The organism is Marinobacterium zhoushanense, from assembly GCF_014641945.1.
Classification (GTDB): domain Bacteria; phylum Pseudomonadota; class Gammaproteobacteria; order Pseudomonadales; family Balneatricaceae; genus Marinobacterium_D; species Marinobacterium_D zhoushanense.
Window position 1 is genome coordinate 196745 of record NZ_BMIJ01000008.1, and the last position, 14273, is coordinate 211017.

The window sequence follows — 14273 nt, forward strand, 5'->3', positions numbered from 1 at the left end:
GCTACTCCAGCAGCGACCAAGCCAGAGGCGTTCCCTTGCAGACATCGTCCCGCACACAGCGACCAATCACCTGATCCCAATGTTTCGGAGCCAACCCCAGCCCCGGCCGTATGCACTTGATATCTTCTGAACTCAAACGCTGCCCTGCTTTAATATCTCGGGCAATATAGAGAGAGCGGCGATATTTCTTCGAAGGCTGCTCGCTGGCACTGCCTCCGTAACAGATATCTCCGAGTGCATCAAATGCCTGTCCGGCCTGCTCGACCAACTGCCGTAACTCGTCAGGCTCTAAGGAAAAGGCAGCATCGACACCGCCCTCGTTTCGGTCCAGCACAAAATGTTTTTCTATTACGCAAGCGCCCAATGCCACCGCTGTAATCGGTACTGCAAGCCCAAGCGTATGATCGGACAGTCCAACTGCGCAACCGAAAAGCGCCTGCATATGTGGAAGCGTCAGCAGATTAGCTTCATGAACAGGTGCCGGGTAGGCACTTGTACACTTAAGTAATATCAAATCTTTGCAACCGGCCTCTCGTGCGCAATTTACCGCTTCCTCAAGCTCACCGACCGAAGCCATTCCCGTGGACAAAATGATCGGCTTGCCGGTCTTCGCCACCTTGCGAATTAGTGGCAGGTCATTGTTCTCGAAAGACGCAATTTTGTAACAGGGGACATCGAGAGTCTCGAGAAACTCCACTGCCGTAGCATCAAAAGGAGTACTGAACGCAATCAAGCCCTTTTGCCTTGCTCGCTCGAATATTGGCGCATGCCACTCCCAGGGAGTGTTAGCCTTGGCATAAAGCTGGTGCAACGTCTGCCCTTGCCAAAGGTTGTCTGTATCGCGGATAAAGAACTCGCCGCTGTCTACGTCCAACGTCATCGTATCAGCGGTATAGGTCTGCAGTTTAACCGCCTGAACACCACTCTGTGCGGCGGCATCGACCAAAGCCAATGCTTTATCTAGCGACTGATCATGGTTACCTGACAACTCCGCGATAACGAACGGCCGTTGTCCCCGCCCTACCAGATACTTACCCAAACGAATACTCATTATGACCGTTCTGCCTGTATTACTTTGTAGAGTATTTCGGCATGACACCAATCTTCTTCAGTATCGATATCCTTTACCTGCCAGTCGGGAAGCAAGATTGGGATCGATAATGGCCCGAACATAGGAACGTTTTGTTTCTGACCCAAACGGGACCAATAGAACTGCCCCGCATCATGCAACACTTCGGGCAGGTCCTGAGACCTTGTCATCAGGTGTTCGGGGTATAGCATTCGAACTCCGTCACCATCTCGCAGGAGCCCTCGATGTACCGGATAACTGAAGCGCCCCACACTAAACGCATGCAGCATATCAGGCTGCGCCTCCAACAGTTTAAACGCGGCTGAAAGCCGCTCTGCGCTAATCAACGGCGCAGTTGCGTAGATACAACATACGAATTCGGGATCTGCGCCGCGTTCCGTAAGCCAACGCACTGCATGCTCAACGACAGCACCCGTGCCGGTAAGATCGTCCGCCAAGCTCGGCGGGCGAATAAAGGGGATTTCAGCACCGAAAGATCTCGCTACATCTGCAATCTCATCGTCATCCGTAGAAACGATTACTCGATCGCAAACACCGCTTTCCTGCGCCGCCTTGATCGAGTACGCAATCAGTGGCTGACCTGCAAAATCTCGAATATTTTTTCTTGGAATGCGCTTGCTCCCCCCGCGCGCAGGAATGATTGCCACCGTGCGACTCATGGGGAGTCACTCCGAGCCACCGTCTTGAAAAAGTGCGTTATTCGCTCCACTACATACATCTGCTCAGCATCGGTAAGATCCGGATAGAGCGGCAACGTCAGACACCTTTCGTAGTAATCTTCAGATTGAGGAAACTGGCCATATTCGAATCCCAACTGCCGATAGTCAGGTTGAAAATGGATCGGAATATAGTGAACTTGAACTCCGATATCATGTTTATGCAGATATTGATACAAGGCCAATCTCAGCTCCGGCTCCTCAAGACGAATCAGATATAAGTGCCAACAGCTGGATGTTTCGGGCTCATTACCCCGAGGCGGCAGCACAAGAGGCAGTCCCTGCAAACTATGATCGTACTGTGTAGCCAATTGCCTTCGTCGGGCAACCATCTTGTCCAGGCGTTGCAACTGAGACAGCCCAAGCGCCGCCTGCATATCGCTCAAACGAAAGTTAAAGCCAAGCTCCACTTGCTCATAGTACCAAGGCGGCTGTTCCTTGTTCTCTATTTTGAGCATATCCCGCTCGATACCATGACTGCGAAGACGACGAACTCTTGTGTGCAGCGTCTCGTTACGGGTTACCACCGCCCCACCCTCGGCGGTCGTAATCATTTTCACCGGGTGGAAGCTGAAAACCACCGCATCCGAGTAGCGGCCCGCACCCACCTTTTCACCCTCATAGTCGGCTCCCAGCGCATGGGAGGCATCCTCAACCAGCGCTATATCGTATTCGGCGGTCAATAGACGCAACCGGCGCATATCAACAGTCAGGCCGGCAAAATGCACACACACTATAACCTTTGGCAATCTGCCTTTACTTCTAGCCTGAAGAAGCTTCTCCTGCAGCCCATCGAGGGAAAGGTTCAATGTCTTGGGATCTATATCCACAAAATCAACATCGGCACCGCAATAACGCGCACAGTTTGCACTTGCAACAAAGGATACAGGAGAGGTCCAAACAAGATCGCCCGACGCAACCCCTAACGCCTTGCATGCCAGATGCAGTGCAGAGGTGGCCGAGTTAACCAGCGTCACGTAGGGTGCGTTGACATACTCACTTAACGCACGCTCGAGGACCGGTACTCGATCTCCCTGCGTTAGATTGCCGTGCTTCATCACTTCGACGACAGCTGCAATGTCATCGTCAGAAATACTATGGCGCCCGTATGGAATAAGCTTAGTGGTCATTACCTCTCCAACTACGAGGAATCACTGAAAATCGATGCCGTATCTGCTTAAAATCTCAACCGCCTTGCTGACTGAATTCATATCGATAATGTCATCGGTATCGAGCATGACATCGAATCGGTCCTCCAGTGCCGCAATCAGCGTCATGTGGGCGACCGAATCCCACTGAGGGATAGAATTGTATTTTAGATCTTCGTGCACCTCTTCAAGCGGGATGTTGAGAGCTGTGGAAAAAACTTCATAAAGTGCGATATTGCTAGTCATCTGTACTCTATACCTTAATCAGAAGCAGGCAAGTGTGCGGCAAAGTGGACCCTGAGCCTAGGATGCTAGTCGGACTGAATGCGTAAGGGAAGGCTCCCCAACAGCAACTTGCTTCAAGCCTAGAACGCCTTCCGCATTCTGTACCGCGCCAGCAGTTATAGATATAGGGCCACTTGTGGCACACTAAGAGATCAAGCCACAAATCTATCGCAGAGCAGACGAATGTCAGTTTCATTAGACGTAACGATCAACGCCTTCAACGACCGCTACCTAACAGAACTTCATCAAAGCCAGTTCAGCCGGCAGCCCGCTGTAGAAGTCCTGCAACAGCGATTCTCAAGAGTGCTCTTCGATAGCAAAGTGCTATACCTAATCATCGGCACCGACTCAGGCTTGCTGAGCCAATACGTATCAGAAAGTGACAAACCCGATAACACCCGCTACGTCTTTATCGAACTACCCGAAATCATCGAGAGACTTGGACTAGAGACGCAACCTCATCCTCAAGTACGCATCGAGACGCCCGACTCATGGGAACGCGCTCTCGAGGATTTTCATTTTAATGAATACGCTTTTCTCGACCGTGTCAGGGTATACCGCTCCCTTGCTGCTCAATCCGATTACACAAAATGTTACGGCCCGCTGATCTGGGATACGGAACAAAAGAGCATCAATCTGTGCTGGAGCCAGGCATACTCCCTCGGGCTAAAAGCCTTTTTACAAACCCAGCTGTTGAATGTTGCTGACTACCAAATACCATCGGGCGTGCTTGAAGGGCAATACAAGGAGCAAACAGCACTCATTCTGGCAGCTGGGCCATCTTTAAACGATCATTTCGAGTGGATTCGGCAAAACCGTGAGCGGATTTACATTTTAGCGGTCTCCAGAATCGCTAAAATTTTGATCAGGGAAAAAATCACACCTGACTTCTTTGTACACGTCGACCCGCAAGACATTGCATTTAACGTATCGAAGGAAGCACTTCAGCTATCGGAGCAAGTGCCGCTGATAGCAGCAAACCACGCCCAACCCCTTCTCGTCTCGCAATGGCAGTCCAATGTTTACTTTTCAGGCACTCGGCTTCCATGGGAGAGTAATCTAAATGAGCCAACCCTGGATCTGCATGGCCCTACCGTAACCAACGTAGCGCTGTCATCAGCAATCGCTATGGGTTTCACACGTATTCTGTTCGCAGGACTGGATCTCTGTTTCGACAAACAAGGATTCAGCCACGCCAAAGGCAGTAATGAAGCCTCAAGCGGCCCATCTTTACGTTCAGATACACGTCGGGTAAAAACAAATTTGGGTGAAGAAGCGGATACATCACCTGACTACTTCGCCGCTATCGAGGCACTTGAAGCTCAGGCTGCCTCAGCCCATGAGCATGACATCCAGTTAATCAACCTCTCAGGAAATGCCGCACGCATTAACGGTATCGACTACATATCAACAAACCAGCTTACCTTCCCACCCACGCAAAGGGTTTCGGTCAAGGTTTCCAGTCCTACGCCTGAACAACGGCATCTCTATTTATTGGCATTACGAGAACAGCTTGGTAGCGTACAGCAGAGTTTTATGAAAGCACAGGCTGCTGCTGATAAGGCTAAAGAGTTGAGCCCTCTATTGCTAACCCAAAACGGTAGCATCAATCCGGAGATACAGCAGAAACTCAATGCCTATGAAGCTGAAATAGAGTCACTTTCACCGCCGATGATGCGCTTTTGTAAAGTGTATGGTCTGGGAGAATTTCTGGCCGACACCAACCATAAAGACGCCGATCAATGGACACATATCGATATTCTCGATTTTGGAAAGCGTTATTTTGGTACATTTAGCCACATTCTCAAAGAAGTTATCCAACTCCTTGAATTTGTCGGCGACAAAATTTCTCTGCGTTTGGAGGAACTGAGTATCTCTCCAAACATCGATGCACTCTGCAAAGGCTGGATAAAAGAGAGCGCCTTCCTGCGAGCAGACAGCTGGCTAAAAAACCATAAGGTTAATTTTGATCTCAATACTATCGAAGAGCTGCGGAGCAAAATGAAGGGCGAATTCGAAAGCCTGACACTCAAAGCAGAGTCCGCAGACCAGGCACGCTGCAACGGAGGCGCGACCCCCTACCAACTGGTTGATAAAGCCACTCGCATGCTGCAGCGAAATCGAATAGAGGAGCTAAAAAGCATTCTCTCCTTCCTTGAATCAAACGACCGACCCGAGTTTCACTCGGGGTACACCTCACTGATCAAAGCGTACATTGCAGAGCTTGAAGGCCACAATCAGGATGCGATTAGAGAGCATCAAAGCATAATCGAAGCTCAGCATATGGATATCATGGAAGCATCTTTACAACGCGTGCTCGCCATCAGTAGTGCCGAGAAAAACCATGCGCAGACACTTCAGGCAATCGAGTGCCTATCCCTCATTTCGCCGCACTATCTGAAGCATTATGGAAAGTTCCAGAGAACCGCGGGCGATTTGGCCGGTGCAATAGAGAGCATGACCCGCCACTACGAATTTTTCCCGAACGACACTTACAACCTTCTCAACTTGGCTGATATTTATATCTCTATCTCAGAGTTCAAAGCAGCGCGAATCGTTCTGGAGGAAGCGCTTCATCATCAGCCAGACAATTTGGCTGCTAAGCGGCTTTTATCGGAGCTCCCCCTCCTCGATAACGACTAAGCCACTTAGGACCCATGTAATAAGCTCTTTGAAAAAATGCACTCGAAATGCTTTTATCTCGGGTGCAGCTCATTTAGAGCTGGAATCAATAAATATGCTATTAAATCAGCTAGCCATACGACATTCTTCTCCTCTTGAGCCTTCAACATCTCCTGCAATAGAGGTTGAAAGGATAGTATCTCACTATCAGTCAATGTATTGATAAACGCATCAATAAAATCTGGATAAAGTTCAAACCCTTTTGCAATCTGCCCGGAAACCAAGCTTTCAAATATGGCATCAGCCTGTTCAATTAGGTTTCGCATATGCTGTTCCAGTCAAATATTTTTGCACCCGCAATGGCAGCTCCGAGATTCGACATCTGCACGAAACGTACGTCAGGATTAAGTTCGATATAGGCCTCGAGATCCCGCAAGTAACCGACTAACGCCGGAGTGGAATCAATAAGCACCCCTGCGCCTGACATGACTTGAGTCTCCCCAACCTGCTGCTGGCGATGATCGGTCTGCTCGGCGTGGGAAAAACCTCCTGGGAAGCCAAAATCAGCTCCGACCAAGCGCACCTCCTCAGCTCCCATCTTGACAGCCAAATCAACGGCACAATGAGTCACTGTGCCTGAGCAAAATAGCACCGAACGGAGAACCTGTTTTCGGATCTCCGAAAACAGCGTGTTTTCCAAGTAGAATGCACAGCGGAAGCCTGGCCATGAATCAACAATAAAAGGCTGAATAATAGGCGCGTAAGCCAAAATAGTTTTATCCAATTGCTTGCAATAAGGACCAACCGTGTCGAAATGCCTGAGTAGCTCTTTATGCCCATCGATTGCGACAACCACATCAGGTTTCAACCCTCTATTTAAAACGCCTTTTAATGCTGTGGAAACAACAATGAGGAAGTCTGATTCGACCATGTTATCGAGAAAGTAGTCGGCGGAGGGTCCTCCGGCAACAACCGTAACACAGCCTCCGGAGGCCACTCCAAACAAGGAAGCGACATCAGGATCCGATATCGCATTTTTTCGATTAGCAATCAGGTTAGGTCGCTCAAATTCGGCATAGTGCCTAGCAAGACCTGCACGCCTGAATTCCTCATTCAATTCAGTCAACACACGATCACGTAGAGGCAGAACATCGGGTTCAGCCGACATCAACTCTGCATATACGGCTGCGAATGGTAACTGGGGATATTTTACGCTTCCGCCAAATTGCAGTTCGACCCGAGGATCTTCTATCCAGCGATGGGGATAGGTTGCCATTGATTCAGCCAATAGCTGGTAACTGAAGAATACGAGATTTAGCTTCCTCACCTGCGGCCGCTCAAGTAACGTCTGCACGAGGTAGCCTGAGCCAACGCCATATACCGACACAGTTGAGTTCTCAACAGGAACCCGCGCTGCCTGAAGATTAGCTTCCCTCTCAGGATCAAAAGCACTGGATATATGGAGTCCTGAATGCACCAAAACGGTTTCAGGTGTATCACCCAGCACCGTGCGAGCTTCGGTAGAGTTAATATCCAGCCTTGCGGCCACCTCCGGCCAACGCTCACTTAAGATCCTATATTTTGCCTCTAGACTATGCATCCCCCCCCCCAAACCTGAGCCTATTCGCCCGTACAAACGAAAACGGCACGCCAAGGCGTGCCGTTTTTTATTTTTAACTATCAGATTAACGCAGCAGACTCAGAACAGCCTGCGGAGCCTGGTTAGCCTGAGACAGGATCGCGATACCGGACTGCTGCAGCACCTGAGCCTTGGTCAACGCTGCAGTTTCCATTGCGAAGTCGGCATCCATGATACGGCTGCGGGAAGCCGCCTGGTTTTCTGATGCGTTACGCAGGTTCTGGATAGTGGTTTCGAAGCGGTTCTGCGCCGCACCGTATTTGGCACGCTCGGTAGTAATAGTGTCGATGGCAGTATCAATAAGGGCGATAGCCGCCTGAGCACCTGCCGCAGACTTGATATTAGTGCCAGTAACACCGGTCACGTTAGAGTTGGTAGACAGGTTAGTTGTGGTAACAGTGATACGGTTATCTGTCGCGTTGTTAGCACCCACCTGGAAGGTCTGAGCTCCAGCGCTGGCACCCAGTACCTTCTGACCGTTGAATTCGGTAGCAGAGATGATACGACCCACTTCTGCAGCCAGCTGAGAGAATTCAGCATCCAGGTTGGCGCGGTCAGAAGAGGAGTTGGTGGCGTTCGAGGACTGTACAGACAGTTCACGCATACGCTGCAGAGTATCGGATACCTGCTGCAGAGCACCTTCGGCGGTCTGAGACAGAGAGATACCGTCAGCCGCGTTGCGGATCGCCACGTTCATACCCTTGACCTGGGCATTCATACGCTCGGCGATTGCAAGGCCGGCGGAGTCATCTTTCGCGCTGTTTACACGCAGACCTGAAGACAGACGCTCCATCGCCGTTGCCATACCGGTTTCGGTTTTGGCCAGGTTACGCTGGGCGGACAGAGAGAAGAGGTTTGTTGCTACTACGTTTGCCATGTGTGTATCTCCTAGCTGATAGAGCCTGTCCACTGCCAGGCTGCGCTCATATGCTGTGTATTCAGGTTAACGGCATCGGCGAGAGAAGCTTGAGAAAAAAATTTTGGTTTTTTTGCACTCAATCGCCACTGAGTTCAGACCATAAAAAAACCGCTGCGATTGGCAGCGGCTCTCTTATTAACTATTAGCGCATTGCGCATCGCTAAAGAGACGAAGCTAAGCACCTTTGGTGGGCGCGATCTGGTCCCAGCCCTCTTTAAGTTCAATCAACAGCAATGCGATCTGATCAAGGCGGCTCTCGCTTTTCTCCGCCTGCGCCAGCACCAGGGAGTCCTGAATATGCTGGTAGAGCCGCTCAAGATTATCCGCCAGCTCGCTACCGGCTTCTTTATCCAGAGCCTCCTCGAGACCGCCCACGATTTTCACAGCTCTCGATATATGCTGAGCAACACCCACCGGGGTACCCGACTGCAGCTCACCCTTTGCAGACGCGATACTTTTCAACGCGCCTTCAAACAACATCTGGATCAGCCGATGTGGCGATGCGTTGTGCAGATCCGTTTCTACATCTATCTGACGATACTGATTGATACCTTTATTCATTCGTCATCTCTTAGTCGGTCTTTAGGAGGAGCTGAGTGCTGACAGCTGCGCCAGCAAGTATGAACCGGTGGAGTTTAGCTGCGCCACCAAAGAATCCATCGCGTTGTATTGCTTGGTCAGGCTTGCCAGCATCGATTCTTCTCGTCGATCCAGGCGCTCTTGCGCACTGGTCAAGGACTCCAGCCGCGAATTCAGCCCTTTGGTCCGATCATCGAGCAACCCGGCGTACTGGGTATAACTCTCAAGCAGAGTATCCAGTGTCGGCGCGATGCCGTCATCATTGGTAAAGAGCTTCGAAACGGCGGAGAAATCATCGTTGAGCGCGTTTCCTAGCGCCTCTCTGTCCAGCGACATCACACCATACTGATCGATGCTGACACCCACCAGGCTAAGCGAATTGGCGCTACCAGGTGCAGACGCTACCTGCGACGACAACACCGAGCGCACTTTGTTGTACAGCGTACGCACTGTTGAATCCCCCATCAGGGCACTGGAGCCCTCATTTTCGGAGGTGGATTTAACGATGGAACGAACATTGTTGTAGGCATCGACCAGAGACTGGATATTGTTGGCGATCGTATCGTTATCGACAGCGACATCCAGGCTGAACTTCGTTCCCGGCGCAGAGCTCTTGAGATCGAGCGTGACCCCGTCGATCGCATCAGAAACGGAGTTGCTAGAACGACTGACCGCAAGTCCGTCGATGTAAAACAGCGCATCGTCGGCAGCCTGATGCTGGGTCATATTGCCGGTCGCACTGGTCGAGTCATAAATCAGCTGCGACAACCCCGATGCATCCGTGGAATTGCCATCGTCGTCAACGGCCGTGATGTTGATCTTGTTATCCAGACCACCAGCAATGGAGGTCAGCATCAACCGTGCTTCAGTACCGCCAAGACCGTCATCGACGTTCACAATGGTAGCTGAAACGCTACTGTTGCCAGTCGCGGAGTTGATAGCATCACGAATGCCGGAAAGCGAAGAGCTCGACGAGTCGATCGGAACCTCGAAACTTTCCGTACCGACCGTAAAGTTGAGCTTACCGGTGCCAACCGTATCACCCGAAGTAGCAAATGAACCCGCGGCGGTTATCAGTTTTTGCTGCTTTGCCAAGTGATCGATCTCGATCTGGTAGCTTCCCGGTACAGCGGAGCCTGTAGCACTGGCGGACAGCAGATCGGAGTTACCGACCGATACCGACCGTGCCTGAAACTTGCTTGCCATTTTCAGGTTGTCGAGCACGGACTGGAACTGCTCCAGCGCACTCTTGAGTTTGCCTATCGCCGAAAGCTGACTGTTGTAGGTCGTCTTTCTCGCAGACAGAAGCTCTCGCTGCGGTTCAATCTCTGCCGCTACAATCGCGTCGACAATTGCCGCGGTATCGATACTCGACCCGATACCTGAAAACGTAATGCTAGCCATTTACATACCGTCCGGAGCACGCTGTGCTCAACTATGCCTCATCGCGCAGCAGGATTCCGCTGGATTCGGCCGTATACTGCTCTGAGATCTCCGACAAACGTTTCATCAGAGACAGAATCTCTTCCGAGGGGATCTGACGGATCACCTCCTTATTATCGGCGTTAACGACTTTGACCACAGTTTCACCCAAATCATCGTCTACCGATATATTGAGATTGCTGCTGACGAGCTTCAGCACTTCACCAAGCTGAGCCGCAGCCTCCTTTACCACCGACGACTCCGGCTGTTTGTATTCCGATTTTTTCTGCGTAGCCGCCGACTCTTCTACCGCACGAGTGCCAACTTCGCTGCCCTTCACGGGGCGTAGATCATTCTGAATAGTCGCCGCGTCCCTGACCAGCTGACCGCGGTCACTGCCAACGCCTGTGAGTGAATCAATCGCCATGTTGATGCCTCTTTCAATCCCAAGCCCGGACGATCTTCTTCCGGGTATCTAGCCTCTTAATCGGCTGATTGAATCGGATCTTTAGTACTCAATGATCATTTATTCATCGATTATCCAGATAACTGTTCAAGGCTTTCTGTTGTTTTCTGACCTCTGACAACTGCCTGAACAGATCCTCTCGAACCAGAGCGCATTGATGCTCGAACGCCTGCTGCTTGGCCAGCAACTCCTTCGCCAACTCTATCTGCTCGCCGCAACTCTCCAGCTCGTTCCACTCAACCTGCCTGAGCAACTGATCTTTCTCCTGCTCCAGCTCGATGATGCTCTCTATCTCGCCCTGCTGCAGCAGCGAGATCTGTTCGTTCAGGATAGCATCACAGCGCTCATAAGCCGCTTGGAACTTCACCCTTACCTCACATAATCAAACAACGAGAGCTGTTGTATCTGGCCAAAGCTGGCATAGGCCGCCTCAAGCGCTGTCTGCTGCTGCATCAGCTTGCTGGTGGCCTCGTAGTAATCGGTGTCCTGCACGACTGACAGAGAGTTGGTGGTAAACAACTTGATATCGGCCAAGGCCTCCCCCTGTGCTTCCAATACGTTGAGCCGCGCCCCCAATTTGGATCGCTGGGTCACTATCCCTTCGAAGAACTGATCCAGTTCTCCCTGCAACGCGGAGATGTCATCCGAAAACGATGTTGTTGGCGTCGTACCATCAAGCAGTTCAATCATATCCTTGATCGTATTCAGGATATTATCCTCTCCATCCCCGAAGATGGCACTGCCGGGATCGGTCGACGCAACGGTGTTGTTCTCGCCGATATCTAGAAAGCGCTGACCGTGATCGCCCTGATATTCATACCGGTCAGAGGCATTCAGGGTGTAGGCCGGCGCCCCCCCTTTGAAACCGGAGAACAGGTATTCGCCCTGAGCATCCTGAGTATTGGCGGCCGACGCCAGCTGCTCCAGTATCTGGCGCATCTCCTCCGCCACAATCTCCCGGTCGGTATCGTTGAGGGTGGCATTGTTCGCCTGGATCGCCAGATCCTTTATACGCAAGATACTGTCCGACACCAGAGCCAAAGTGCTCTCTTCCAGATTCAGTCTGCGCTCGGCTACCTCGACGTTACCGGCGAACACCTCGCTACGCGCAATCACATGCTCATATTTGTTTATCTGGGTAGCGGCCAGCGGATCGTCCGATGCCTGAGAGATCTTCTTGCCGGATGCAAGCTGCTGCTGGTATTTGAACAGCTCGGCGTTACCGTTGCGCACGGTGTCCAGGTTCTGAGAGAAGAACTGCTGTGTTGAAAGTCTCATGCCGAACCTCCGTTACACGGCCTGAATCAGCGCATCGAAGATACGCTGAGAGGCACTGATGATTTGGGCCGCCGCCTGGTAGGCCTGCTGGAACTGGATCAGCTTGACCGCCTCTTCATCGAGGTTGACGCCGCTGATCTCCTCGCGCTGCGCGACAGTGTTTTTAAGCACGGCTTCGGATGCTTTAAGGTCCGTTTGGGCGATTTTCGTCTCGATTCCGACCCGCTCGATAATTCTGCCATAGGTTTCCTGGTAGTTGCCTTCCAGGGAGGTGGCAGCCTTGGTCAGGTCTGACATCAGCAGGCCATTACGGTTATCCGACACCCCGACGTTCGTGATGCTGTCGGTACCGTCAACGTCGAAGTTAAAGTCGATGACGAAACTATCACCATCCTGCGGAACTCCTTCCACCCGCATCACGATCTCCCCGTTCAGCGACGGATCCGCGTTACGAATGAGCAAGTTTTTGCTGTCATTTGGATCCAAGGATATCGAGAGTGCCAAACCGTCCGAACTGACTACTGTGTAGCCTTCCGGCACCACAGTCGAGTCGGCCGTTATCGTCAGCCTGGAGCTCGAATTCGGCATCAGCGCAGCTATCGAATCGCGTGGATCGTTCGACAGGGGGGTCGATACCTCGGTCAATTGCACGGTGGCAACACCGGTTCCGTTATTGGCTGCGTCTGGCGCAACGACCACCGGCGCTGCCAGCGCCAATTGGCGACCGTCCTTGATATTGACCGCAATATCGTCTGCCGCCGTGCGCACGGGTTGAACCAATACCCGCTCATTGGTGGCAAAGCCTCCGGAGCGGGACAGATCGAGCCTGAAGCCGTCGATCTGCAGCGTCAGCTCCCCGCTGGTCGAGTCGAAAAACGCTTCACCATCCGTGTCCACATCGGTATTGGTCGCCGCCGCACTGAAGGAGCTGTCGGTCCAACTCTCGCCGTCGGAAAGACGCGTCAGCCTAAAGCTATCGCTAGAGGTGAAGACGAGCTCGTAGTCCGATGCGTACAGCTTGCTGGTATCGACAATCTGCACACTGCCCTCGGCGAATTCAGCCCGCACACGAGTAGACAGCAGGTTGCCACTGTTGATATCGGCAAACAGGTTCTGCCCCATGTTGCCGTCGAGATCCATGCCCAGCTGATGCTGCTGATTCATGCTATCGGCAAACACGACGGCCAGCCTTCCCATTTCATTGAGGGTTGGATCCAGCACCTCATCGCGATAGGCGAGCAGCCCGCCCAGCTCTCCGCCACCCACCATACCGGTTAGATCATTGACCCGTCCGGCAAGCGTTATACCGATCTCCTGTCGGGTCGGATCCAGCTCGTTTGGCGTTGACACCAAAGGGTTAAAACTCTGTCCGACGACCAGTGGCTGACCGTTGCCGATAAAGATCGAGAACTCATCGCCCTGCTCGATCACGTTGATGTCGATGAGTTGGGACAGCTCCTGTACCGCCTGGTCACGCTGATCGAGCAGTTCAAACGCGTCCTTGTTGGCGGCCTTGGCGATACGGATCCGATCGTTCAGGTCGGCGATATTCAGCGCGGCACTATTGATCTCTTCCGCCAGCTCGCGAATCCGGGTATTGACCGTCTCGGTCTGTTGCGAGACCTGGTCATACAGGTCGTTGAACCGGGTTGCCGTTGCCTGCGCCTCAGCAATAAACAGCTCTCGATTGGTGATCGACGTCGGATCATCATTGGCGGCTTGCAGGGCGGCAAAGTAATCGTCCAGCTTTGCTGAAAGACTGACACTGTCACTGGCCAAGGTATTGTCGAGCTGGCTCGCCATCGCCTCGAACGCTTTGGCAGCTTCAAAGCGGGAGTTGTCGGCCCAGAGCCGTTCCGTTATGAACTTATCGACAATGCGCTGGGTACTGTCCTGGAGTACGCCACCCTCCTCCAGGCTGTTGAACTGGGCAACCTGACGGGTATAGCCCGGGGTATTGACGTTGGTGATGTTGTTACCAACGACAGACAGGCCGGACTGACTCGCCCTGACACCCTGAACACCCAATGACAACAGACCGTACGACATTTTCTACTCTCCCGATAATGGCTCCGGACTGTGGGCGCCATTGATCAACTTATCGGCAAA

The 14273-nt window shown here is 52.1% G+C and carries 14 protein-coding genes; 1 reads left to right on the top strand and 13 read right to left on the bottom strand.

Going from position 1 to position 14273, the window contains the following annotated elements:
* Position 1: 1 nt before the first annotated feature.
* The 4 genes from pseI to IEX40_RS18885 are packed head-to-tail and all read right to left on the bottom strand — an operon-like array spanning position 2 to position 3200.
* Positions 2–1051, bottom strand: coding sequence for a pseudaminic acid synthase (gene pseI, locus IEX40_RS18870; RefSeq protein WP_188751141.1), 1050 nt, complete (start codon positions 1049–1051; stop codon positions 2–4).
* Positions 1051–1749 carry a pseudaminic acid cytidylyltransferase gene (gene pseF / locus IEX40_RS18875; RefSeq protein WP_188751143.1) on the bottom strand — a complete coding sequence of 233 codons (699 nt, stop codon included), beginning with the start codon at positions 1747–1749 and terminating at the stop codon, positions 1051–1053. Before pseF ends, pseI begins: the two co-directional genes overlap by 1 nt.
* On the bottom strand, positions 1746–2936 hold the full coding sequence (pseC, locus tag IEX40_RS18880) for a UDP-4-amino-4,6-dideoxy-N-acetyl-beta-L-altrosamine transaminase (protein ID WP_188751145.1): 1191 nt from the start codon (positions 2934–2936) through the stop codon (positions 1746–1748). Before pseC ends, pseF begins: the two co-directional genes overlap by 4 nt.
* A gap of 21 nt (positions 2937–2957) precedes the next feature.
* Positions 2958–3200: an acyl carrier protein gene (locus IEX40_RS18885; RefSeq protein WP_188751147.1), complete on the bottom strand. Its 243-nt coding sequence runs from the start codon at positions 3198–3200 to the stop codon at positions 2958–2960.
* Between the two features lie 222 nt (positions 3201–3422).
* Between IEX40_RS18885 and IEX40_RS18890 the strand changes: the two genes are divergently transcribed.
* Complete coding sequence (locus tag IEX40_RS18890; RefSeq protein ID WP_188751148.1) at positions 3423–5882, top strand: motility associated factor glycosyltransferase family protein; 2460 nt, start codon at positions 3423–3425, stop codon at positions 5880–5882.
* A gap of 53 nt (positions 5883–5935) precedes the next feature.
* Here IEX40_RS18890 and IEX40_RS18895 read toward each other — a convergent pair whose 3' ends face one another.
* The 9 genes from IEX40_RS18895 to flgK all read right to left on the bottom strand — a co-directional run bounded on the left by IEX40_RS18895 (position 5936) and on the right by flgK (position 14213).
* On the bottom strand, positions 5936–6187 hold the full coding sequence (locus IEX40_RS18895) for a DUF8042 domain-containing protein (RefSeq protein WP_188751151.1): 252 nt from the start codon (positions 6185–6187) through the stop codon (positions 5936–5938).
* On the bottom strand, positions 6175–7461 hold the full coding sequence (locus IEX40_RS18900) for a motility associated factor glycosyltransferase family protein (protein WP_188751152.1): 1287 nt from the start codon (positions 7459–7461) through the stop codon (positions 6175–6177). Before IEX40_RS18900 ends, IEX40_RS18895 begins: the two co-directional genes overlap by 13 nt.
* Before the next feature lie 85 nt (positions 7462–7546).
* Complete coding sequence (locus tag IEX40_RS18905; protein WP_188751154.1) at positions 7547–8377, bottom strand: flagellin N-terminal helical domain-containing protein; 831 nt, start codon at positions 8375–8377, stop codon at positions 7547–7549.
* Between the two features lie 216 nt (positions 8378–8593).
* Positions 8594–8980, bottom strand: coding sequence for a flagellar export chaperone FliS (gene fliS, locus IEX40_RS18910; protein WP_188751156.1), 387 nt, complete (start codon positions 8978–8980; stop codon positions 8594–8596).
* A gap of 21 nt (positions 8981–9001) precedes the next feature.
* Entirely contained in the window at positions 9002–10402 is a 1401-nt protein-coding gene (gene fliD / locus IEX40_RS18915; protein ID WP_188751158.1) for a flagellar filament capping protein FliD, read from the bottom strand.
* Between the two features lie 31 nt (positions 10403–10433).
* A complete protein-coding gene (locus IEX40_RS18920) occupies positions 10434–10847 on the bottom strand; it encodes a flagellar protein FlaG (protein ID WP_188751161.1) in 414 nt (137 codons plus the stop codon).
* 103 nt (positions 10848–10950) lie between these two features.
* Positions 10951–11253: a flagellar protein FliT gene (gene fliT / locus IEX40_RS18925; protein WP_188751162.1), complete on the bottom strand. Its 303-nt coding sequence runs from the start codon at positions 11251–11253 to the stop codon at positions 10951–10953.
* Positions 11254–11255: 2 nt separating this feature from the next.
* Complete coding sequence (gene flgL / locus IEX40_RS18930) at positions 11256–12164, bottom strand: flagellar hook-associated protein FlgL (RefSeq protein ID WP_188751164.1); 909 nt, start codon at positions 12162–12164, stop codon at positions 11256–11258.
* A gap of 12 nt (positions 12165–12176) precedes the next feature.
* Positions 12177–14213: a flagellar hook-associated protein FlgK gene (gene flgK, locus IEX40_RS18935; RefSeq protein WP_188751166.1), complete on the bottom strand. Its 2037-nt coding sequence runs from the start codon at positions 14211–14213 to the stop codon at positions 12177–12179.
* Positions 14214–14273 lie beyond the last annotated feature (60 nt).